This window comes from Streptomyces coeruleorubidus (assembly GCF_008705135.1).
GTDB lineage: Bacteria > Actinomycetota > Actinomycetes > Streptomycetales > Streptomycetaceae > Streptomyces > Streptomyces coeruleofuscus.
Window position 1 is genome coordinate 619806 of sequence record NZ_CP023694.1, and the last position, 22895, is coordinate 642700.

Sequence of the window (22895 nt, forward strand, 5' to 3'; positions counted from 1 at the left end):
CCCGGCGGCCGCCGGCGCCGCCACCACCCCTGACCCCATCTCGGAGGCCCTTTGACGAGCCACATACCCGCCTTCACTCATGAGAGTGAGGTGCCGAGAAGCACGGGCGAGTACAAGATCAAACCCATCGAGAGGAAGATCCGCGACCTCCTCGGATACCCCCTACCCTCAGCGCGTTCCGAAGGATGTCTTCGTCGAGCAGTGGGTCGGCATCTCCACCGATGAGTTCCACCGCGCCAAGGACGCCGATGTCCGCTACATGCGCAACCGGCACCCGCTCATCGACATGGGCTGGTCACGCAGTGACTGCATCCTCTTTTCTCACGTCACTGGGCCTCGCGGACACCCCGAAATCAAGCTGCCTCGGCTGCCTTATGTGGAATCGAGCCGGGCTAGTAGTGCGGCCGATTGCAGAGGAAGCAGCCGTCCCAGAGCGGGAGCGCGCTGAGGACGTGGTGGCGCACGCACGAGGCCACCGCGGCCTCGTCCGGGCCGGGGAAGCCGCGTGCGGCACTGCTGTCGGCGGGCGGGGTGCAGGACTCCACCATGGTCGTGAAGCGGTGCAGGTAGTCATGCACTCGGGGCGGGTGGTAGCCCAGCTCGCTCCAGTGATGTCCGCTCGCCGCGAGTGCTGTGGCACGCAGCACGAAGTCCTTCGCGCGGGCGCGTTCCCGCTCCGTCGCACCCCAGTCGAACTCCGCCAGGTCGAACCCGACGGCACCGCGCCCCATGACGTTCTGGTCCTGCAGGGTCAGCAGCGCCGCGAAGCGGAAGTCCCAGTCCTCGGAGGCGAGATCGGACACGGCCAGCATCAGCACGTCGATGAACACCGCGGTGGCGCCATTGGACAGGTCCAGGTCGTGGCTACCGCCGGAGAAGATGTTGCTCACCGACCTATGATGCGATCCCGGCCATCCACCTGCTTGGAGAAGACGCATGACGGATGCGAGCACCGGCAAAGTGGTCGTGAACAGGGTGATGTCCCTCGATGGGTTCATCGCCGGTCCCGGCCACACGATGGACTGGATCTTCGAGCACATGACGTCGGCGACGTTCCCGGAGGTCATGGCGGCCACGGGCGCCATGCTCATCGGCCGGGGCACGTACGAGGTCGGCAAGCGCATGTCCGACGAGAACACCGACTACGACGGCGGGGCGCAGTTCGTCCTCACCCACCGCCTGCCCGACGAGCCGGACCCCAACGTCACCTTCCTCACCTGCGACATCGAGGAAGCCGTGGCCACGGCACGCCGCGCCGCCGGCGACAAGAACCTGGAGATCCTCGGCGCCGACGTGGCCGCCCAGTGCCTGCAGCGCGGCCTCGTCGACGAGATCCTGGTGTACCTTCTGCCGGTGCTGCTCGGCGACGGCGTCCGCTTCGCGCCGCCGGGCCTCGACCGGATCGACCTGGAACCGTTCAGCAACGTCCAGTCGGGCGGGGTCACCCTGCTGCGCTTCCACGTGCGCAAGTAGGCACGGTCGCAACTACTAGCCTGCTGTCATGGCCCCCATCCCGTGGGGCAAGTTCCCCACTCTCGCTGAACATCAACTGGCCCGACGGTGGCTGTAGCCGACTTCGGCGTACCGCAGACGAGAAAGCGGGCGATCCTGCTCGCCTCACGGGTCCGTACAGCCCTATCGCCCGCTCCCACCCACGCCCAGGTAGCAAGTCGTTGTTCGGGCCGGGCCGCTTTCGGTGGGTGTCTATGGCCGAGGCCCTCGGCTGGGGCGCCACCGACCGGCCCGTGCCCACCCTGTGCGCCGACGGCGGACCGGGAGGCGGCCCCGAGTCATTCCCCTCCGGGTCCCGTCAGACACTCGCCAACGCCCGGGAGCGCGATCTCTGGCGCCCACAACGGCCCGCCGCACCTGCTCGTGTCCCCCAGTCCGCAGAGCTGACTTCCGGCGGCACCGATCCGCTCGGCCTTTCCCTGCGGGCGTGTAGACATCGCCGACTCTGAATGGAACGCTCCCTACAGACGCGGACCTGTTCTCCCGCTCCGCCGGTTCACCTTCTGCTCTTCGGTCGGCGTCGCCGCTCCAGCGCAACCCCGCCACGTTCTCCGCACGAGCCGCGCATTGCGCACCAGCACGCAAGCCTCGCAGCAGCCGAGTCCTGGTACGCCCACATGCCTCGCCGAGAGGGGTTCACCCATGAAGGTCAGTGCCATCCCGGCGGCGCTCGCCGCCGTCCTCCTTGCCAGTGCGGCGCATCCCGCCACCGGTGCCGCCGCTCCCGGGGCCGCCGACCCCACGGAGTTCACCGTGGACACCACCTCCGACGCGGTGGACGCCGACCCGTCGGACGGCCGGTGCCGCACCGCGTCGGGCACGTGCAGCCTGCGCGCCGCCGTCATGGCCGCCAACGCCCGGCCGGGCAGTACGATCACGCTGCCTCCCGGCCGCTACCGGCTCACGATCCCGCCCGACCCGCGGCTGATCATCGGCGACAACCCCGACCCCACGACGGGCGACCTGAACGTCGATGCCCCCATCACGATCCAGGGCACCGGCGCGCGGAGCACCGTCATCGACGCCAACCGCCTGGACCGGGTCTTCCGCCTGCGGGCGGACACCCACATGTCCGATGTGACGATCACCGGGGGACGGGCCGTGCAGCGCGAACTGCCCTTCACCGACACCGGTGGCGGCGGCATCGCCAACGGACGGCACCTGACGCTGCGTCGAGTGGCCGTGACCGGGAACTCCGCCGGCTATGGCGGCGGCATCTTCAACGTCCCGGACTCCCATCTGGATCTCATGGAGAGCACGGTCAGCGGGAACGCCGCGGGAGAGGCCGGGGGCATCAGATTCGACGACAGCGGCACCGTGACGAACTCGACGATCGCCGACAACCGGGTGACGGACCCCGGCGACCGCCCCGGCAGCCTCGGCGGCTACGGCGGCGGCATCGACATCCGCGGCCTGGGAACCGTGCGGATCCTCAACTCGACCATCACCCGGAACAGTTCGACCGACGGCGGGGGCGGAATCAACATCGCGCCGGCCTATCTGGACAGCCTGCCCGCGCCCATCCCCGACATCGTCGATCTGCCGCTGGGGCGGATGACCCTGCGCAACTCCGTCGTCGCGGGCAACACCGTCGACGGCGTGCCCGCCGACTGCAAGAAGGCCTTCGCCACCATCGCGTCGCAGGGCAACAACCTCGATGGAGACGGCAGTTGCCGCCTGACCGCGGCCGGCGATCTACCCAGCCGCGCCCCGGTGATCGGACCGCTCGCGGACAACGGCGGCCCCACCGACACCGTCGCGCTGCTGCCCGGCAGCCCCGCCCTGGACGCGGCCGACGGCTGCCCGGCCACCGATCAACGCGGCGTCGCCCGCCCCCAGGGCGCCGCCTGTGACATCGGCGCCTATGAGCGCACGCCATGACCCCCCACCCCCATACCGGCACCTGGAGTGAGGGATGAGAGCCCCGAGTCTGCGCCACGCCCTGGCCCGCGCCGCAGCCGCCGTCGCGGCCCTGCTCCTGTCACTGACCGTTCCCCCGCCCACCGCCCACGCCCGTTCCGGCACCGACTCCCTGGTCGTGCGCACCGACCGGGGCTGGGTGCGGGGCGCGGCCGTCCACGACGGCGGGCGGGTCTTCCAGGGGATCCCGTTCGCCGCCCCGCCGACCGGTGAGCTCCGCTGGCGTCCGCCGCGACCCGCGCCGCAGTGGTCCGGCGTACGGGACGCCACCGAACCGGCCCATCCCTGCCCCCAATTACCGCTGACGCTGCTCCCCGACCGCGGCCCCGTCCTGCCCGGCGAGTCCAACCGCACCGGCAGCACGGTGGAGGACTGCCTGTACCTCAACGTCTGGACACCCGCCCGCACCGACGGCCGCCCCCTCCCTGTGCTGGTGTGGCTGCACGGCGGAAGCAACGTCTACGGCGCGGGAAGCGACTACGACGGCGCAGCGCTTGCCACACGGGGCGTGGTCGTGGTGACCGTCAACTACCGCCTCGGAGCACTGGGGTTCCTCGCCCACCCCGCCCTGTCGGCCGAGGGCGCGGACCGCGCCTCGGGTGACTACGCCCTGATGGACCAGCAGGCCGCGCTGCGCTGGGTGCGGCGCAACATCGGTGCCTTCGGCGGGGACCGGAACCGGGTGACGCTGGGCGGTCAGTCCGCCGGATCGGCGGACACCTGCCTCCACATCGCCTCGCCGACCGCGAAAGGCCTGTTCCACCGGGCGATCCAGCAGAGCGGAAGCTGCGCCGCGGGCGGCGGTCTGACACCGCTCACGCTCGACGCGGCCGAGCGGAAGGGAAGCGAATTCGCAGCCGCGGTCGGCTGCACGGACCCGCCGACCGCGACGGCCTGTCTGCGCACCGTGCCCGTCACCGAGCTCATCCGCGCCATCGGTACCGGGGCCTCGTCCTCGTGGAGTCCGAACACCGGGCCGCGCGTCCTGCCGCGACCACCGCACGAGGCATGGGCCGATGGACGGGTGAACGCGGTCCCGACGCTGAGCGGCAGCACCCACGACGAATACCGCTACTTCACCGCGCTGCACGTGGATCTGCTCGGCGGCGGCCCGCTGACCCCCGCGTCGTACGCCGCCCTGATCCAGCTCCAGCACGGCAACCGTGCGGCCGCGGTCCTCGGCACCTACCCCGCCTCGGCGTATCCCTCCCCCAACCTGGCGTACTCCGCCGTCGGCACGGACCAGCGGTTCGCCTGCCCCGCACGGGCCGACAGCCGGCTGTACGGCAACCGGGTGCCCGTCTACGCCTACGAGTTCCACGACCCGCAGGCACCGCCGTTCATCCCGGCACCGCACACGCCGCAGGGTGCTTTCCACGCCTCCGAACTGGCCTATCTCTTCCCCATGGACGCGGTATCGCCCCTGACGCCCGCCCAACGGCGGCTGTCCGCCACGATGACCGCCTACTGGGCCCGTTTCGCGGCCACCGGCGACCCCAACGCGCCCGGGACTCCGCCCTGGCCGCGTTACACGGCCGACGAGGACCGCATCCAGGTGCTGACGCCGGACCGGGTAGGACCCACCACCGGGTTCGCGGCCGACCACCACTGCGCGTTCTGGCAGCCCTCCCCCGGTCCCCGAGGAGCCGAGCGATGACATCGGCCTTCGCCCTGGTCCGGGACGGGCGCCGGACCCTGCGGCAGGGCCCGGACGCCCTGGCGCACCGGCAGCGGGAGCGGCTGGCCTCGATGGTCGACTTCGCCCGCGCCAACTCCCCGTACTACCGCGAGCTGTACCGGACTCTGCCCGAACGCGTCGAGGACCCCGCCCTGTTGCCGGTCACACACAAACAGGACCTGATGGCGCGCTTCGACGACTGGGTCACGGACCCCGAGGTGACCATCGACCGGTTACGGGCCTTCGTCGCGGATCGCCGACGGGTCGGCGAACGCTTCCTGGGCAGATACCTGGTCACCACCACGTCCGGGACCACCGGCCACCGCGGCCTGTTCCTGCTCGACGACCACGCGGCGGCGGTGGTCAGGGCCTTGTCGCTGCGGGCCGCCCGGCGGTCCCTCACTCCCCCGGTGACGGCCCGGCTGCTCGCTCGCCACATGCGGTCGGCGCACATCGTGGCCACCAGCGGTCATCTGGCCGCGTACGCCGTCATCGCCCGCTCCCGCGCGGCCGGCCGGCTGTCCACCCGGGGCAGCCGGGTGCTGTCGGCGCACAGCCCGCTGCCCGAGCTGGTGGACCAGCTCAATCGGTACCGCCCGGTGTTCCTGGCCGGCTATGCCACTGTGATCGCGCTGCTCGCCGGCGAGCAGCAGGCCGGCCGGCTGTGCATCGCCCCGGCCGTGGTGTCGCTGCTGGCCGAGGGTGTCAGTGACCGCGACCACCAGAGGATCCGCTCCGCTTTCGGGGCACGCCTGGTCAACACCTACGGCTGCAACGAGAGCCTCGCCCTGGCCTATGGCTGCGGGTTCGGATGGCTCCACGTCCACAGCGACTGGCTGATCCTGGAGCCCGTCGACTCGGACCTCCGCCCCACTCCGCCGGGCCGGGAGTCCTTCACCGTGCTCCTGACCAGCTTGTGCCGGTGGGCGCAGCCGATCCTGCGCTACGACCTCGGCGACAGTGTGCTGCTGCGCCCGGACGCGTGTCCGTGCGGAGATCCGCTCCCCGCGATCAAGGTCCGCGGCCGCGCGGCCGACCTGCTGTCCTTCCCGCGCCGGGACGGCGGCAGCGTCCGTATCGTGCCCATGGCCTTCGAGACCCTCCTGGAGAGCATCCCGGACATCGACTTGTTCCAGATCGTCCAGACGGCGCCCAGCTGTGTCCGGGTGCGGATCCGTTCCGCCGCCGGAGCCGATCGGGACCGGCTGTGGGCGGCGGTGCGAAAGGAGATGATCGCCCTGCTCACCGCCCACGGGGCGGGCCAGGTGAGCGTCGAACGCGCCGACGAGCCACCCGAGCAGTCTCCGGGCGGCAAGTACCGGGTCGTCATTCCCCGCTCGTGACGCCGCGCGACGGGGCGTCCTCGCCGGGGACGCCCCGCAACGGAATCCCGTGGCGGGCCGCCAGCGCCAGCAACGCCACGCGCAGTGGTCCGGTCTCCAGGACGGTGTCCGGCTCGAACCACCGGGCCACGGCGGTCCCGCTCGCCATCCTCAGCGTGAAGCGCGCCAACTCGTCCGCCACCTCGGGGCGGTCCCGCAGGGCGAAGACGGAGCTGACCGCATCCCGGGCCCAGACGACCAGCGCGTCGCGGTAGTGACGTACCTCGGCCACGGCCGCCGCACTGGCATCCTGCTGCACCATGCCCAGCCCCAACAGCAGCTTCACACCGTGCGGGTGACGCCGGAACGCGTCCTCGACCTGCGCGAGAAAGGCGTCCAGACGCTGCGCGACGTCGGCGCCCGGCACCTCGCCCGGGGGCAGCGCCGCCAGCAGCGCGGTCCTGGCTCGCTCCAGCACCGCGACGTAGATCCCGTCCTTGCTGCGGAAGTGCCAGTAGATGGAGCTGACCGGCAGCCCGCATGCGGAGGAGATCATCGAGATGGACGTGGCGGCGTAGCCGTGACGCGACATCAGGTCGCCGGCGGTGTCGAGTATCGCGTCACGGGACCGCGCGCCACGGTCCAGGGCCGGTGCCTCCGTCATAGGGCCGACTCTAGAGGAAGCACAGGCCGACGGAACCTGCGCGCGGGGCATGTACGGCTCGGTTCTCCGGGGAACCGAATTCTCGGACCGCGTCCCGCAGCCCCTCCCTGGTCGGGCACTTCATCGTGTCCCGGCCCTTGTGCAGCCGCTGCATGCCTTCGTGGTGACACGCAGCGGTCGGCACCCGGCCCGCGATCAGCTTGTCTCCTCCGGGTGCAGGCGCCCCAGTAGCTCGTAGAGACTGCGGCGGCCCTCCTCGTCCAGACGCGCAAAGGCCGCCGAGGTGGCCCGCATGTCGGCGCGGATGAGGCGGACTGCCTCCCTTCCCTCTTCGGTGGCGACCACGTTCTTGATCCGCCGGTCGGCCGCGTCGGCGTGTCTGGCGACCAGTCCCCGCGCCTCCAGCCGGTCCACGAGGCCGGTGATGTTGGAGGCGTCGCAGGCGAGCCGTCCTGCGAGGGCGCGCATGGGCAGCGGTTGCTGCCGAAGCAGGATGAGCATTTTGGCCTGCGTCATGGTGAGCCCGTGCATTGCTGCCGCCGCTGTCAGGTCCCGGTAGTAACCGGCAGCGGCGCGCGCCAGGCGCTCCATGAGCGCGTCGTGGGCAGGGTCGCTGTCCTGCGCGGCGGAGCGGTCGGCGGGCGGGGCGGAGGTGTGGGCCATGCCTCAAGTGTAGGCGAAGCTCAACGTTTGACTTCATCAACCTTTGAGGTCTACCGTCTCCGTCATTGCTTGGATGCATCAAGCATCTAATCCCGAACCAGTACCCCTGCCGGGTTCCAGCCCAGCGCCCGCCCCGCACCGGAGAAACCACCCGTGTCACAACCCCTTGCTCCGCCGCGCGGCCGACGCCGAGCCGAGACCGCGGTCATCCTTGCCCTGAGCCTCGCCGCGATGATCGTGTCGATGATGCAGACACTGGTGGTGCCGATCCTCGGCCTGATCCAGAGCAGCCTCGGCGCCAGCTCCGCCGAGGTCAGCTGGGTCACCACCGCGACCCTGCTATCGGCAGCCGTCTTCACCCCGCTGCTCGGCCGCTTCGGCGACCAGCACGGCAAGAAGCCGACCCTCATCGGCGTGCTGGCGGTGATGATCGTCGGCTCGGTCCTGGCCGCCACGACCGACTCGCTGCTCTGGTTGATCGTCGGCCGCGTGCTGCAGGGCGCCGCCACCGCGATCTTCCCGCTCGCTCTGTCGGTGCTCCGCGAGGAGGTCCCCGCCCGCCGTCTACCGGGAGCGATGGCGCTGGTCAGCGGCACCCTGGCGTTCGGCAGCGGATTCGCACTGGTCACCACCGGTCTGCTGACCCGCGGCGACGACGCCGACTACCACCGCGTCTTCTGGCTGGCCACCGGCCTCGCAGCGGTCACCTTGCTCGCCGTCGTCCTCCTCGTGCCGGCGAGCCGCACCAAGACCGGCGGACGCACCGACATGCTCGGCGCCCTCACCCTCGGCCTCTTCCTGGTTCTCCTGCTGCTGCCGATCTCCCAGGGCCACGAGTGGGGCTGGACCTCCGCCCGTACGCTGGGCAGCTTCGCCGGAGCGGTCCTCATGGCCGGTGTCTGGAGCTTCACCGAGACCCGCGTCCGCGAACCCATGGTCGACATGAAGATGTTCCTCCACCGCCCGGTGCTCTTCAGCAACCTCGCGGGCCTCTTCGTGGGATTCGGGATGTTCGCCCAGTTCCTCGGCGTCTCCTACCTGGCGCAGGTGCCGAGGGACATCGCGGGCTACGGCTTCGGCGCCTCCGTGCTCCGCGCCTCCGTCGAGTACCTGCTGCCCAGCACGATCGCGTCGCTCGTCGTCTCCCAGTTCGGTGGCGTGCTGATCCGCAGGATCGGCCCACGCCTCACGCTCGCCCTGAGCGCGGTGACCGGCATCGTCGGCTTCGCTTGGCTGGCCGCCGCACACTCCTCGACTCCCTCGGTCATCAGCGCCGGAATGGCTGTCGGAACAGCCATCAGCCTCGGCTACGCCGCGATGCCCGCCCTCATCGTCTCGGGGGTGCCACCTCACCAGACCGGCATCGCCAACGGCATCAATTCCATCTCCCGGTCCGTCGGCAGCGCGATCGGCAGCGCGCTGATCACCTCGCTGCTCGCCTCCAGGACCATCGAGAACCTTCCGGCCGGGGTGCCCCCGTTGCCCGCCGAGAGCCAGTTCACCCTGAGCTTCACCCTTGCCGGTGTCGCCTTCGCCTTCGTCCTGGCCCTCTCACTGGTCGGCCTCAAGCGCGAACAGCAGGCGCCGCGTACGGAACACCTGCCCGCGGCGGAGCCGGCTGCTGCCACGACCGCCGCCTGACCAACTCCACCGCGATCCGCACTATCACTACACAAGGAGTCACCCCCCCATGAAGGCCATCACTTACCGCACCTACGGCGGCCCGGAGGTCCTGGAGCACGGCGATGTACCGAACCCGAAGCTCGGCGTGGACACCGTGCTGGTCCGTGTGAAGGCCGCGTCCGTCAACCCGGTCGACTGGAAGATCCAGGCGGGGTACCTGGACGCCGTCATGGACGCCGTCTTCCCCGTCATCCCCGGCTGGGACGTGGCGGGCGTCGTCCAGGAGACCGGCGCCGGGGTCACCGAGTTCGCTCCGGGCGACGAGGTGATCGGCTACGTCCGTGAGGACTTCGTCTCCCGCGGGACCTTCGCCGAGTACGTCGCCGCCCCGGTCCGTACGCTCGCCCGCAAGCCCGCCAACCTCTCCTTCGAGGAGGCCGCCGGCCTTCCGCTGGCCGGCCTCACCGCATACCAGGCGCTGACCCGCTCCCTGCGGGTGCGGGCCGGCGACACCGTCCTGGTGCACGCCGCGGCGGGTGGCGTGGGCTCTCTGGCCGTACAGATCGCCAAGTCGTTCGGCGCCCGGGTCATCGGCACCGCCAGTGAGTACAACCACGCCTACCTGCGAGGGCTGGGAGCGGAGCCGGTCGCCTACGGCGAGGGCCTCGCCGACCGTGTGCACGCCCTCGCGCCGCAGGGCGTGGATGCCGTCCTCGACCTCGCCGGCGGGGACGCCCTGAAGGTCTCGCCAGGGCTGCTCGCCGGGGGCGGCCGCCTGGCCTCGGCCGTGGACGGCGCCGTGCTCGACCTCGGTGGCGGGTACGTCTTCGTGCGACCCGACGCCCGGGACCTGGAGGCTCTCACCGAACTCGCCGAGCGCGGGGAGCTGCGGGTGGACGTGGCCGCCGCGTTCCCCCTGGAGCAGGCCGCCGACGCCCAGCGCCTCAGCCGCGAGGGTCACACCCGCGGCAAGATCATCATCACCGTCGCCTGAACCACCGCTCGCCGCCGCACCACCACCGGCACCCCACGGACAACGCCCCCACCACCGCGCTACCCGCGCGCACTGTGAAGGAGACAGTCATGACCGCAGTTCTGTTCGTCGTCACCGGCACCGACCACTGGACGCTCGCCGACGGCACCCCGCATCCCACCGGCTACTGGGCCGAGGAACTCGCCACACCTCACCGGCTGTTCCGCGAGGCCGGGTTCGACGTCACCGTCGCCACACCGGGCGGCGTTGTTCCGACCGTCGACGCCGTCAGCCTCGCCGCCGAGTCCACCGGCGGCAAGGAGCAGGCCGATGCCATCGCCGCGTACCTGGCTGCCATCCGCGCCGACCTGGAGAACCCGGTCAAGCTCGAGGAGGTCGACCTCGACGCGTACGCCGCCGTCCTCTACCCCGGTGGCCACGGCCCCATGGAGGACCTCGCCGTCAACGCCGACTCCGGTCGCCTGCTCACCGCGGCACTGGACTCCGGCAAGCCGCTCGCGGTGCTGTGCCACGCCCCGGCGGCCCTGCTCGCCGCCCGGCGCGAGGACGGCAGCTGGCCGTTCACCGGTTACCGCATGACCGGCTTCACCAACACCGAGGAGACCGCGGCCGGCTTCGCCGACAAGGCCAAGTGGCTGCTCCAGGACCGCCTGGTGGAACTGGGTGCCGACTTCGAGGCCGGGGCCCCGTTCAGCGAGCACGTCGTGGCGGACCGCAATCTGCACACCGGTCAGAACCCCGCCTCCTCTGAGCAGCTCGCCCGGAACGTCATCGACACCTTGAACCGCGGCTGATCCCTTTGCCCGACGCCGACGCCCCGGCTGTCCCGCGGCGCGGCGACAACGCCCCGTCCCCGTACCGCTCCTGTGAGGGAACCATGAGCAACCCCGCGCCCGCGCAGCCCGCCGAGCTCGTCGCCCGGCTGCGCGCCACCTTCCGCGCCGGCAAGACCAAGCCCGTGGCCTGGCGCACCGAGCAGCTGCACCGGATGCGCACCCTGCTCACCGAGCAGGGGGAGACATTCGCCGAGGCGCTCCACGCCGACTTGGGAAAGAGCTCCACCGAGGCCTACCGCACGGAGATCGACTTCGTCATACGCGAGATCGACCACACTCTGGAGCATCTCGACGGGTGGCTGCGCCCCGAACCGGCCCCCGTCCCCGCGTTCATCGGCGAGGCGAGGGCCTGGACGCAGTACGACCCCCTGGGCGTCGTACTGGTCATCGCCCCCTGGAACTACCCGGCTCAGCTGCTGCTGGCCCCGGTGGCCGGTGCCCTGGCCGCGGGCAACGCGGTGGTCGCCAAGCCCAGCGAACTGGCCCCGGCCACCTCCGCCGCGCTCGCCCGTCTCGTGCCGCAGTACCTCGACACCGATGCGGTCGCCGTGGTCGAAGGCGGGGTTGCGGAGACCACCGCCCTGCTCGAGCAGCGCTTCGACCACATCCTCTACACCGGCAACGGCACGGTCGGCCGCATCGTGATGGCCGCGGCCGTCCGGCACCTCACGCCCGTCACCCTCGAACTGGGCGGCAAGTCCCCGGCGTTCGTGGACCGGGGCACCGACCTGGGCACCGTCGCCGCCCGCCTCGCGGCCGGGAAGTTCCTGAACGCCGGGCAGACCTGCGTCGCCCCCGACTACGTCCTCACCGACCCCGAGACCGCACGTGCTCTGGAAGCCGCCCTGGCCAGTGCCATCGAGGGCCTGTACGGGTCCGACCCCGCCGCCTCCCCGGAGTACGGCCGTATCGTCAACGAACGCCACTTCGACCGGCTGACCGCTCTCCTCGGCTCCGGCCGTCAGGTCACCGGCGGCGCGCACGACCGCGAGACGAAGTACATCGCGCCGACCGTCCTGGCCGAGGTGTCAGCGGACGCGCCGGTCATGCAGGAGGAGATCTTCGGCCCGATCCTCCCGATCGTCGAGGTGGCCGGGCTCGACGAGGCCATCGACTTCATCAACGACCGCGACAAGCCGCTGGCCCTGTACGCGTTCACCGACTCCGACGCCACCCGGGAGCGGCTCGCCGCCGAAACCTCCTCCGGCGGCCTCGGGTTCGGCCTGCCGCTGGCCCATCTCACCATCTCCGACCTGCCGTTCGGCGGCGTCGGCGAAAGCGGCATGGGCAGCTACCACGGCCGCTACTCCATCGAGACCTTCAGCCACCGCAAAGCCGTCCTCGCCAAGCCCCTGTGACGAACGGGTGGTCAACGCAGGTCGGGGACAGCTGGAGCGGGCGGCGACAGGGACACTTCCCCGTCGCCGTCCTCCGTCGGCCGGGGCCGGTCGAAGCGCATGAGCCCCTCCTGCGCGACCGCGGCGACCAGGCGCCCGCCCGTGTCGAACAGCCTTCCGCGGGTGAGCGCCCGGCCGTGCTCGGCCGAAGGGGAGACCTGGTCGTACAGCAGCCACTCGTCCGCGCGGAAGGGACGCAGGAACCACAGCGAATGGTCCAACGACGCGCCCTGTACCGCGGTTGGGGGATGTGGCAGTCGCGCGGAGCCCAGCAGCGCCATGTCGCTGAGATAGGTCAGTGCGCAGGCGTGGACGGCACCATCGTCCGGCAGCGGATGTCCGTACCTGATCCACACCCGCTGGCGGGCCGGCGCCCCCGGGACGTGGCCGATCTCGCCGGGCACCCAGCGCATCTCCCAGTGGCGCCATTCCGCGGGCCGCGGCATGCCCCAGCCGTTGATGCGGTCGGACTCCGGAATGTCGTCAGGTGCCGGCACCACCGGCATGTCCACCTGGTGAGAGAATCCTTCGTCCCCGCGATGGAACGACGCCGTCACCGTGAAGATCGCCTCCCCGGCCTGGACTGCGGTCACCCGGCGGGTGCAGAAGCTGCCGCCGTCGCGGAGCCGCTCGACCAGATGGTCGGTCGGCTCGTGCGGACGGCCCGGCCGCAGGAAGTACCCGTGCAGCGAGTGAGCCACGTACGACCGGTCGAGGGTGCGCGCCGCGGACATCAGCGACTGGGCGGCGATCTGGCCACCGAACGTCCGCGCCCACTCGCTGGGGATCGGGCCGGACCGGAACAGGTCCGGCCCGATCTCGTCGAGGGCCAGGACCTCTGGCAGGCCGGCCATGCTTCGGCTCCTCTCACTCTTCACTGCTGCTTTCCTCTGAGCGTGGGTGTCGAAGTCCCGTGGGCAGGCGATCGGTTCAGACACCTGCCGTGTCCGCGACTTCGTGGGCCTGCGCCACCAGTGCGTCGATGCGCTCCGCGGTCGGGGTCCCGGACGCGGCCTTGTTCCGCGGTTCGTCCATCGCGCGGCGCATGACGCCCTCCGCGATGATCGCGACCTTCCACAGTCCCATCGCGTGCCAGTAGCCCAGCGCCGTCAGGTCGCGTCCCGACGCCGCCGAGTAGGCCGCCACGAGTTCCTCACGGGTCGGGAAGCCGTCGAGAGCGGTCGCGGCGAAGTCGCCCGAGGTGTTCTCGCCCTTCGCCGGCCAGTAGGCCAGCAGGCTGCCCAGGTCCGCGAGCGGATCCCCCAGCGTCGACAGTTCCCAGTCGAGCACCGCGGTCACCTCCCCGGTGTCGTAGGAGGTGATGACGTTGCGCAGATGGAAGTCGCCGTGCACGAGCGTCAGTTCGCGCTGGTCGGGGACGGCCGCGACGAGGCGCCGGGTGAGGTCCTCCAGGGCGGGCAGCTCGCGGGTCCTGGACCTCTCCCACTGGGCCGACCACCGCTTGAGCTGACGCTGCGCATACGGCTTGTGGCTGGCGAGACCGGTCAGCCCGGTCGCCTGGAGATCCACCGCGTGGATCTTCGCCAGAGCCCGCGGCAACGACACCCCGATCGCCCGGCGACGCTCGGGCGTCAACGACCGCGCGATCGACATCGTGTCGACGACCTGGCCGTCCACGAACTCCATGAGCAGCAGCGGGACGTCGGTCACGGCGGGATCGCCGGTCAGCCCGAGCACCCGTGGAGTCGGGACGGCGGTGCTGTCCAGGGCGGTCAGAATCCGCGCCTCGCGGGCCACGTCGTGCGCCGACGCCAGCAGGTGACCCAGCGGTGGGCGCCGCAGCACCCATCTGCGAACGTCCTGATCCTTTACGAGATACGTCAGATTCGACTGGCCCAGCCCGATCCGCTCGAAGGCCAAGGGCCCGGCGAAGTCGACGCCGAGGGTGGCGAACCAGCGGCCCACCGCCCCGGCGTCGATTCCGACGATGTCCGCGCTAGACACCGATACCGGCTCCTTGCCTGAACGGGAGCGCGTCGCCGAGCAGTTGACCGCCGTCGATCACCATGGTCTCGCCGGTGATCCAGCTCGCGGCGTCGGAGACGAGGAAGGCGACCGCGGAGGCGATGTCGGCGGGCTCCCCGATGCGGCCCAGCGCCACCGAGGCGGACACCTCCTCCTCGTGCTCCTTCCACAGAGCCTCGGCCAGCTTCGTGCGCACCACGCCCGGTGCCACGGCGTTGACGCGGACTTTCGGCGAGAGTTCCAGGGCCAGTTGCTTGGTGAGATGGATCAGCGCGGCCTTGGACGCGTTGTACAGCCCGATGTTCGCCTCGGAGGCCATGCCGCCCACCGACGCGGTGTTGACGACCGCCCCGCCGTGCTCCCCCATCCAGGCTCGCGTGGCCAGACCAGTCCACAGGACGGGCGCCCACAGGTTCACGTCGAAGGTCTTCGCGAACCGGCCGTGGTCCTGGTCGATGACCGGTCCGAACGCCGGGTTGGTCCCCGCGTTGTTGACGAGGATGTCCAGGCTGCCGAAGCGCTCGAGCGTCAGATCCACACAGCGCCGGGCCGCCTCCTCGTCGACCGCGTGCGCACCGACGCCGACCGCTGTGCCCTTGACCTGGGCCGCGGCGGCGTCCGCCGCCTCCTGGGACCGGGAGGTGAGGACGACGTTCCCGCCGGCCTCCGCGATGGCCTGGGCGATCGCCAGCCCGATACCGCGCGAGGCCCCGGTGACGACGGCGGTGCGACCGGTGAGATCGAGTCCTGCCATCTCAGCTCACCGCCGCCGCATCGCGGTACTGCCGCAGTTCATGCCTGGCGATGGCCCGCTTGTGCACCTCGTCGGGACCGTCCGCCAACCGCAACGTCCGCAGATGCGCGTACATCATGGCCAGCGGGAAGTCGTCGGTCACTCCCGCTCCCCCGTGCACCTGGATCGCACGGTCGACGATCTTCAACGCGATGTCGGGGGCGGCCACCTTGATGGCCGCGATCTCGGTGCGCGCTTCCTTGTTCCCGACCGTGTCCATCAGATACGCGGCCTTGAGCGTGAGCAGGCGGATCATCTCGATGTCGATCCGCGCTTCCGCGATCCAGTCCTGGATGTTGGACCGTTCGGCGACCGGGCTGCCGAAGGTCACCCGCGACTGTGCGCGCCGGCACATCAGTTCCAGTGCCCGCTCGGCCGCGCCGATGGCCCGCATGCAGTGGTGGATACGACCGGGCCCGAGCCGGGCCTGGCTGATCGCGAAACCCTCACCCTCGCCCTTGAGCACGTCCTTGGCCGGCACCCGGACATTCTCGAAGACGATCTCCGCATGGCCCTCGCGATCCGCGTACCCGAACACCGGGAGGTTGCGGACCACGGTGACCCCGGGGGCGTCTACGGGTACGACCATCATCGACTGCTGGCGATGAGGGGCCGCTGTAGGGTCGGTCTTGCCCATCACGATGAGCACCTTGCAGTTCTTGTGCATCGCGTTCGAGGCGAACCACTTGCGGCCGTTGAGCACGTACTCGTCGCCGTCGCGCTCCATCCGCAGCTCGATGTTGGTGGCGTCGGAGCTGGCGACACGCGGCTCGGTCATCGCGAAGGCCGAGGCCATCGTCCCGTCGAGCAGGGGCTTGAGGTACTTCTCCTTGTGCTCGTCGGTGCCGAAGAGGGTGAGCACCTCCATGTTGCCGGTGTCGGGCGCGTTGCAGTTGCACGCCTCGGAGGCGATGTGGCTGCGGCCCATGATCTCCGCCAGCGGCGCGTACTCGAGGTTCGTCAGACCGGGGCCCCACTCGGGGTGCGGGTGGAAGAGGTTCCACAGTCCACGCCTGCGCGCCTCCGCCTTGAGCTCCTCGAGGATCGGCGGGTGGAAGTGCGGGTCGCCGGACGCGCGCATCTGCTCGTCGTACACCGCCTCGGCGGGGTAGATGTGCTCATCCATGAACTCGAGCAGATCCGCCCGGTACTTCTTGGCACGGTCCGACATCTCAAACAGGGACATCCGAACTCCTGACGGGTAGGGAGGGAAAGTCGGGCGGGCGCTTGTCCAGGTGACTGGCCACGCCTTCGACGACGTCGGACCCGCGGAAGGCCTGGAGCATGAGGCCTTCCGCCCGGGTCACGGAATCGGCGTAGGTGCCGTCCGCGTCGCTGCTCAGTTGGCTCTTGATGGTGGCCATGGATGCCGGGGAGCAGCGCTGTGCCAGATCGGTGGCGTACGCGACAGCGGCATCCCCCACGCTGCCGGTGGGGACCAGGTGGTCGAGGAGTCCGATGCGCAAGGCCTCCTCGGCATCCACCATGCGACTCGACAGCAACAGGTCCGCCGCCCGGCTGTGCCCCACCAGCCGGGGCAACAGCCAGGAGATCCCGTACTCGGCGATCAGCCCGCGTTGCGCGAATGCCGTGGTGAACCGGGCCGAGGGCGAGCCGAAGCGAAGGTCGCAGTAGAGCGCCTCCACCATGCCGAGGCCGGCGGCCACTCCGTTGATCGCTCCGATCAGCGGCTTGCGCAGGGTCAGCGGAAGGTCCCGGGGACGGCGCCGGGCCCGGTCCGCCTCGGAGACCTCACCGACCGCCTGCAGCCGTTGCAGGTCGGCTCCGGCGCAGAATCCGCGTCCCGCGCCGGTGACCACGACGGCACGTACGTCCGGATCGTCCTCGGCGGCGTCGAGCAGCGCGAAATAGCGGTCCTCGAGTTCGTCGGTCCAGGCGTTCAGCTTGGTGGGCCGGTTGAACGTGACCAGCAGCACCGGCCCTCGGCGTTCGGCGAGGACGAGCTCGCCCGGCGCGCCGGTCATGCCTGCGCCAGCAGGGAGCTCTGGTAGCGGCGCATCCCGCGCACCCAGCGGTCGTAGTCCGAGCCCTTCTGCCGGTACATCTCGAGAACGTCTTCGTGCGGCAGGACGAGGAAGCGCTCGTCCTCGATGGCGGCCAGGACGGCGTCGGCGACTTCGGCCGGCTCCAGGACGTCACCAGCGGAGGTGACGGCCCGCGTCGCGGCTCTTCCCAGCGCGTCCCCGGAGTCCTCCCCGGCGGTCAGCATCCTGGTGTTCACGCCCATCGGGCACAGACAGCTGACCCGAACCCCGCGGTCGCCGTAGGTGACACTCAGCCACTCGGCGAAGGCGACGGCCGCGTGCTTGGTGACGGCGTACGTGGCGGAGCCGACCTGGGTGAGCAGTCCGGCCGCCGAAGCCGTGCTGACGAAGTAGCCCTCACCACGCTCGAGCCACCGGGGTACCAGCAGCCTTGCCGCACGGATGTGGGCTCGCAGGTTGACGTCGATCGAGCGATCCCAGTCCTGCTCGCTCACGTCGAGGCCGAGCGCGCCGCCGATGCCCGCGTTCGCGAAGTAGAAGTCGACCGGACCGAAGGTGCTCTCCGCCAGGTCGATCAACTGCTGGATCTGCTCGGTGTCCGACACGTCCGCGCCGGCGCTGACGGTGCTGCCCCGACGGTCGGCGTTGACTGTCTCCGACACCGCCCGCGCGGCCTCCGCGTCGAGGTCGGCTACGACGACCTGGGCACCCTCGCCGGCGAGCCGTGCGACCAGCGCGCTGCCGATGCCGCCGCCCCCACCGGTGACGATGGCGACTCTTTCTGCAAGGTTCACGGCAACCCTCTCCGTTGACGGGGCGTGCGATGCGTCCGACCTGTATAATTGAATCCGACGTCAAGTTCAATAGCTGTCCGCACGGAACCAATGAAGAAAGCCGCCCAACCCCAGGGGTATGAGCGGCTGCGAGGCGGGCGGATCAGCGGTGGCCGGGGAACCGCAGGGCGTTCGCCCACAGGCGGGTGACCGTGGACACGAGTTCCTCGAAGTCCACCGGCATATCTTCTTCTTGCTCTTCACTGCGCACGAAAGCGTTGTAAGCCATGACGCTGACCATGCCGGACAGCGCACGGGACGCCATCATCGGGTCGACCTCACGGTCTGCGACGCCCCGCGCCTGCAGGTCGGCGATGCCGCGGGCATTGCGGCGGATGAACGCGTCCCCGCGCCGCCTTCGGAACTCACGGAACTCCGGCTCCACTTGGGCGACCTGCTCCAGCAGTGCCATCAGCTTCGCGTTCCGCTTGTATGCCGCGAGATAGGCGCGGTTGCTCGCCTCGAGTACCGCATAGGGATCGTCGGTGCCCTGCACCCGGCCCATGCCGGGGTGCATCATGTCCTCCTGCGCCTCCAGGAGGACGGCGGCGAGCACCTCTTCCTTGTTGGTGAAGTAGGTGTAGAAGGATCCTGCCGCGCACTGAGCCTCTTTGGTGATGTCGGTCAGGCGGGTGTCGAGGTAGCCGTCCCGTTCGAACACCTTCCGAGCGGCCTTCACCAGTGCGGCCCGGGTCCGCGCTCCGCGCTTCGTCGTGGGTGGCTCGCGAAGTTGCGAGAAGGGCGCCACGGGCGGCGCCTGCTCGCTGTCGGTCTCCTCGGGCGCAGTAGTGTCCATCCCCGGGACTTTACTTGAATCCGACGCCATAGTCATAAATCCCAAAGGGCAGACGGGGCAGGCTGATGTCCTGGTTTCCGGGGTTCAGGGGCGGCGGGCGCCAACGTCACCGAGGGCGGTGTCACGGGTCAGAGCACTGCGGTCGATGGACCGCTTGAGGATCTTCCCCGTCGGCCCCTTGGGCAGCGCGTCGACGAACCGGACGATGCGCGGGATCTTGTAGGCGGACAGCCGCTCCCGTGCCCAGCTCGACACGTCGGCCGCACCGAGCTCCGCACCGGGCCGGGCGGCGACGAGCGCGGCGACCTCCTCGCCGTAGTGGTCGTCGGGAACGCCGATCACGGCTGCCTCGACGATGTCGGGGTGCTCGTAGAGAACTTCCTCGACCTCGCCGGGGTAGACGTTGTAGCCGCCGCGGATGATCAGGTCCTTGACACGGTCAACGATGCGCAGGTCGCCGTCCGTGTCGGTTTCACCGAGGTCGCTGGTGCGGAACCAGCCATCGGACGAGATGGCCGCGGCGGTGTCAGCGGGGCGGTTCCAGTAGCCGCGCATCACCGTGGGCCCCTTGATGTGGACCTCGCCGACGGTACCCGGCGGGCACTCGTTGCCGTCGTCGTCACGCACCTGAACCTGCATCCGCGGCACTGCCCTGCCGGTGTATCCGGTCTTGGCGCCGCGGTCGAGGTCGTTGAAGGTGCCGAACGCGGTGGTCTCGGTGAGCCCATACCCTTCGAGGATGGTGCAGCCGAAGCGGGCCTCGAAGGCCCGGGCGATCTCCCCCGGCAGCGACGCGCCGCCGGAGACGGCGACACGGAGGCCGGCGAAGTCCTCCGGGTTCGCATCACCCGCCGCGTGCAGCATCGCGTTCCACATGGTCGGTACACCGGCCATGATGGTGAGCCGGTCGCGGCGCAGCATCTCCAGCATCGATGCCGGGTCGAATCGGGCCAGCAACGACATCGAGCCACCCACGGTCAAGATCGCCATCATGACCGAGGCCTGGCCGAACACGTGGAAGAGCGGGAGTCCGGTGCCGGTACGGTCGGCGCTCGATGCCCGGCTGCACTCGGCGCCGATCTCTCCGGCCGACAGCAGGTTTCCGACGCTGAGTTGGGCGCCCTTCGGCCGCCCCGTGGTTCCCGAGGTGTACAGGACGGCTGCGGTCTCGTCGCGGTCACGGTCGACGACGTCGGCATGGGCAGCGGTGACCGGCGTGCCCGGGGACAAGGCCCAGGAGGGCACCGAGAGCGCCGCGGCCGCCTCCGCGACGGCGGGGCCCAGGGCGTGCCATGCGATCGCCAATGAGCATCCGGCGTCGCCGAGTACGTACTCGACCTCGGCCCGGGTGGACATGGTGTTGACCGGCACCACGACACAGCCCGCGGCCTGGATCCCCAGGTAGGCCACCACGAACTCGGGCACCGACGGCGCCGCGAGCAGCACCCGGTCCCCCGGGGACAGGCCGGCGGCAGCCAAGGCACCCGCGTACCGCATGCTCGCGTCCCGCAGCTGAAGGTAGGTCCACTGGTCCGTGGCGCCGCGCAGTGCGATGTTGTCGGGAGTGGCGGCCGCATGGCGGCACACGGGATCGAAAACGCTGGTCATGGGGCGGTGCCTTCCGGGATGTGAGCAGGTAATGATGCGGATCGCACCCTCGCCGACGAGTTGACCTGGCCCGGCTTCGACATCAAGTCCTCGGGCAGTGTGGCCGGATGACCGACCTCAGTGCGTCCGGTCGGTCAGTCGATGGATATCGGTCAGGCGGTGATCCCGAAGCGTTCGGCGAGTTGGCGGCGGGTGTCGGCGGCACTGGTGTGCAGCACGCCCCCGATTCCGATCCGTGCCGCTCCGTCGAGGTTCTGCTGCAGATCGTCGATCATGACTGCCTCCTCGGGGTCGATGCGGAGGCGTTCACATGCGATCGCGTAGATCCGCCGGGACGGCTTGCGGATCCCGACCTCGGCGGAGATGACGATCGCATCGGCGACGGTGGCGAGGTCGACGCCGTCGTAGGTTCCGGTACCGAACGAATTGGACACGAGCGCAACGGGATGGCCGGCGGCCCGGAGTTCACCGAGCAGCCCGAGCATGTCCTGGTCGATCGACATTCCCGCTTGCATCCGGGCCGTGAGCCCCTCGGCCGATATCTCCGCGCCATGGACACGGAGGCGTTCGGCGAATCCCCGCTCGAAGGCTGCCGCGTCGATGCGTCCGCACTCGTGGTCGGCCAGCAGGGTGCGTGAGGGCTGGTCCCGGCTCAGGAGGTCCAGCGGAAGGCGCGGGTCGCCGCCGAGCGAGGCGCCGAATTCGGTGAAGGCACGCAGCACACTGGAGGTGATGACACCGCCGAAGTCCACCAGGACTGCGTTTCGGGTCTTTTCCACCGCGTTCGACAACGTATCCATGCTCAGGCGACCTCGAACAGTCCGGCCGCACCCATTCCGCCGCCGATGCACATGGAGATCACCACGTACCGGACCCCCCGGCGCTTGCCCTCGATGAGGGCATGTCCCACCAGGCGGGCACCGGTCATTCCGTACGGATGACCGACCGAGATGGCGCCGCCATTGACGTTGAACCGGTCCGGGTCGATGTGCAGTTCGTCCCGGCAGTACAGCGCCTGGGAGGCGAACGCCTCGTTGAGTTCCCACAGGCCGATGTCGTCGATGGTGAGGTCGTGCTGCTTCAGCAGTTTCGGAATGGCGAACACCGGGCCGATGCCCATCTCGTCCGGCGCGCATCCGGCAACGGTCATACCCCGGTAGACGCCCAGCGGTTCGAGTCCGCGGCGCTCGGCCTCCTTCGCCTCCATCAGAACCGACGCCGAAGCACCGTCCGACAGTTGCGAGGAGTTGCCCGCCGTAACGCTGGAATGCGCGCTCACCTGACCGTCGGGCAGTACCGGCGCCAACCCGGCCAGTCCCTCGAGCGTGGTCGACGCGCGGTTGCCCTCGTCCCGGGTCAGGGTGACTTCCTCGTCCCGTACTTCCCCGGACTGCTTGTCCAGGACCTTCTTGACGCTTCTGAGCGCGACGATCTCCTGGTCGAACCGGCCGGCCTCCTGCGCCGCCGCGGTGCGCTGCTGCGAGACCAGCGCGAACTCGTCCTGACGGTCGCGGCTCACGCCGTAGCGTTCAGCGACGATCTCCGCCGTCTGCAGCATCGGCAGGTAGATGCCCGGCGTGTGCTCGACCAGCCAGGGATCCGTCATCCGGTGGGTGTTCATGTGGTCGTTCTGGACCAAGGAGATCGACTCGACACCGCCGCCGACGGTGACCTGCATGCCGTCCGTGACGATCTGCTTGGCGGCCGTCGCTATGGCCATCAGGCCCGACGAGCACTGCCGGTCGATCGACATCCCCGACACGGTGTCCGGAAGTCCGGCACGCAGAGCGGCCTGACGCGCCACGTTGAAACCGGAGGACCCTTGCTGCACGGCGCAGCCGAAGATGACGTCCTCGACCTCGCCTCCCTCGAGCCCGGCGCGCCGCACTGCGTGCGAAAGGGCGTGGGCGGCGAGTTCCTGCGCCTGGGTGTCGTTGAACGCGCCGCGGTAGGCCTTTCCGATCGGCGTCCGTGCCGTCGAAACGATGACTGCTTCCCTCATGTCGCCTCGCTGTTTCCTGTCGGTCCGGTTCGCCCGGGGGCTCCGGGGCCGGAACTCCGAGCTCCGTGAGCCGGGCTCGATTGCCGATGAACGGTGCCGAACGCCAACTGCCCTGCGGATACGGCTCATGACCGTCTCCTCGGGTGATCCGAGGACATGTCATGGCCGCAAGGGTGACAGGAGTCGGCCTTCCGACCGGTTATATTTGAATTCGACGTCAGGTTCAACCATCGTCGGCTATTGACAGTCCATCCCCTTACCG

21 protein-coding genes and 2 pseudogenes are annotated in these 22895 nt (G+C 70.1%); 10 read left to right on the forward strand and 13 right to left on the reverse strand.

The window, feature by feature from the left end; translation table 11 throughout:
• Window positions 1-51 precede the first annotated feature (51 nt).
• Window positions 52-371: pseudogene (locus CP976_RS43530) on the forward strand (hypothetical protein); the annotation flags it as partial.
• 21 nt (window positions 372-392) lie between these two features.
• Here the strand turns inward: CP976_RS43530 and CP976_RS02935 are convergent.
• Window positions 393-890: a hypothetical protein gene (locus tag CP976_RS02935; protein ID WP_150478868.1), complete on the reverse strand. Its 498-nt coding sequence runs from the start codon at window positions 888-890 to the stop codon at window positions 393-395.
• Between the two features lie 46 nt (window positions 891-936).
• Between CP976_RS02935 and CP976_RS02940 the strand changes: the two genes are divergently transcribed.
• From CP976_RS02940 to CP976_RS02960, 5 genes and pseudogenes are all read left to right on the forward strand, one after another.
• Window positions 937-1473: a dihydrofolate reductase family protein gene (locus CP976_RS02940; protein ID WP_150478869.1), complete on the forward strand. Its 537-nt coding sequence runs from the start codon at window positions 937-939 to the stop codon at window positions 1471-1473.
• 96 nt (window positions 1474-1569) lie between these two features.
• Window positions 1570-1868, forward strand: a pseudogene (locus CP976_RS43535) (DNA cytosine methyltransferase); the annotation flags it as partial.
• A gap of 286 nt (window positions 1869-2154) precedes the next feature.
• Entirely contained in the window at window positions 2155-3393 is a 1239-nt protein-coding gene (locus CP976_RS02950; RefSeq protein WP_150478870.1) for a choice-of-anchor Q domain-containing protein, read from the forward strand.
• 34 nt (window positions 3394-3427) lie between these two features.
• Entirely contained in the window at window positions 3428-5089 is a 1662-nt protein-coding gene (locus tag CP976_RS02955) for a carboxylesterase/lipase family protein (protein WP_150478871.1), read from the forward strand.
• Window positions 5086-6453, forward strand: a complete 1368-nt coding sequence (locus CP976_RS02960) for a phenylacetate--CoA ligase family protein (protein ID WP_150478872.1) — start codon at window positions 5086-5088, stop codon at window positions 6451-6453. The genes CP976_RS02955 and CP976_RS02960 overlap by 4 nt, the downstream gene beginning before the upstream one ends.
• Here CP976_RS02960 and CP976_RS02965 read toward each other — a convergent pair.
• Together CP976_RS02965 and CP976_RS44290 are read right to left on the reverse strand one after the other, a co-directional pair.
• Window positions 6437-7096, reverse strand: a complete 660-nt coding sequence (locus tag CP976_RS02965; RefSeq protein WP_150478873.1) for a TetR/AcrR family transcriptional regulator — start codon at window positions 7094-7096, stop codon at window positions 6437-6439. The genes CP976_RS02960 and CP976_RS02965 overlap by 17 nt on opposite strands.
• Window positions 7097-7291: 195 nt before the next feature.
• Window positions 7292-7759: a MarR family winged helix-turn-helix transcriptional regulator gene (locus CP976_RS44290; RefSeq protein ID WP_280117389.1), complete on the reverse strand. Its 468-nt coding sequence runs from the start codon at window positions 7757-7759 to the stop codon at window positions 7292-7294.
• 153 nt (window positions 7760-7912) lie between these two features.
• Between CP976_RS44290 and CP976_RS02975 the strand changes: the two genes are divergently transcribed.
• The 4 genes from CP976_RS02975 to CP976_RS02990 all read left to right on the forward strand — a co-directional run bounded on the left by CP976_RS02975 (window position 7913) and on the right by CP976_RS02990 (window position 12570).
• Entirely contained in the window at window positions 7913-9400 is a 1488-nt protein-coding gene (locus tag CP976_RS02975) for an MFS transporter (RefSeq protein ID WP_229876619.1), read from the forward strand.
• Between the two features lie 49 nt (window positions 9401-9449).
• Window positions 9450-10376 carry an NADP-dependent oxidoreductase gene (locus CP976_RS02980; RefSeq protein ID WP_150478874.1) on the forward strand — a complete coding sequence of 309 codons (927 nt, stop codon included), beginning with the start codon at window positions 9450-9452 and terminating at the stop codon, window positions 10374-10376.
• Between the two features lie 89 nt (window positions 10377-10465).
• Window positions 10466-11170 carry a type 1 glutamine amidotransferase domain-containing protein gene (locus CP976_RS02985; protein WP_150478875.1) on the forward strand — a complete coding sequence of 235 codons (705 nt, stop codon included), beginning with the start codon at window positions 10466-10468 and terminating at the stop codon, window positions 11168-11170.
• Between the two features lie 83 nt (window positions 11171-11253).
• Window positions 11254-12570, forward strand: coding sequence for an aldehyde dehydrogenase family protein (locus CP976_RS02990; RefSeq protein ID WP_150478876.1), 1317 nt, complete (start codon window positions 11254-11256; stop codon window positions 12568-12570).
• A gap of 11 nt (window positions 12571-12581) precedes the next feature.
• Here the strand turns inward: CP976_RS02990 and CP976_RS02995 are convergent, their stop codons facing one another.
• The 10 genes from CP976_RS02995 to CP976_RS03040 all read right to left on the reverse strand — a co-directional run bounded on the left by CP976_RS02995 (window position 12582) and on the right by CP976_RS03040 (window position 22633).
• The gene (locus tag CP976_RS02995; RefSeq protein WP_150478877.1) at window positions 12582-13463 is read right to left on the reverse strand and encodes an acyl-CoA thioesterase; all 882 of its coding nucleotides are present in this window, start codon (window positions 13461-13463) and stop codon (window positions 12582-12584) included.
• 76 nt (window positions 13464-13539) lie between these two features.
• Entirely contained in the window at window positions 13540-14574 is a 1035-nt protein-coding gene (locus CP976_RS03000; protein WP_150478878.1) for a phosphotransferase family protein, read from the reverse strand.
• Complete coding sequence (locus CP976_RS03005; RefSeq protein ID WP_150478879.1) at window positions 14567-15349, reverse strand: SDR family oxidoreductase; 783 nt, start codon at window positions 15347-15349, stop codon at window positions 14567-14569. The genes CP976_RS03000 and CP976_RS03005 overlap by 8 nt, the downstream gene beginning before the upstream one ends.
• Before the next feature lies 1 nt (window position 15350).
• Entirely contained in the window at window positions 15351-16574 is a 1224-nt protein-coding gene (locus CP976_RS03010; protein ID WP_150478880.1) for an acyl-CoA dehydrogenase family protein, read from the reverse strand.
• Window positions 16561-17373, reverse strand: a complete 813-nt coding sequence (locus CP976_RS03015; RefSeq protein ID WP_150478881.1) for an enoyl-CoA hydratase-related protein — start codon at window positions 17371-17373, stop codon at window positions 16561-16563. Before CP976_RS03015 ends, CP976_RS03010 begins: the two co-directional genes overlap by 14 nt.
• Window positions 17370-18188 carry an SDR family oxidoreductase gene (locus CP976_RS03020; RefSeq protein ID WP_150478882.1) on the reverse strand — a complete coding sequence of 273 codons (819 nt, stop codon included), beginning with the start codon at window positions 18186-18188 and terminating at the stop codon, window positions 17370-17372. Before CP976_RS03020 ends, CP976_RS03015 begins: the two co-directional genes overlap by 4 nt.
• A gap of 142 nt (window positions 18189-18330) precedes the next feature.
• Window positions 18331-19023, reverse strand: coding sequence for a TetR/AcrR family transcriptional regulator (locus tag CP976_RS03025; RefSeq protein ID WP_150478883.1), 693 nt, complete (start codon window positions 19021-19023; stop codon window positions 18331-18333).
• 84 nt (window positions 19024-19107) lie between these two features.
• Window positions 19108-20631, reverse strand: coding sequence for an AMP-binding protein (locus CP976_RS03030; RefSeq protein WP_150478884.1), 1524 nt, complete (start codon window positions 20629-20631; stop codon window positions 19108-19110).
• Window positions 20632-20783: 152 nt separating this feature from the next.
• Window positions 20784-21410, reverse strand: a complete 627-nt coding sequence (locus CP976_RS03035) for an HAD family hydrolase (protein WP_229876617.1) — start codon at window positions 21408-21410, stop codon at window positions 20784-20786.
• A gap of 23 nt (window positions 21411-21433) precedes the next feature.
• Window positions 21434-22633 carry an acetyl-CoA C-acyltransferase gene (locus CP976_RS03040; RefSeq protein WP_150478886.1) on the reverse strand — a complete coding sequence of 400 codons (1200 nt, stop codon included), beginning with the start codon at window positions 22631-22633 and terminating at the stop codon, window positions 21434-21436.
• Window positions 22634-22895 lie beyond the last annotated feature (262 nt).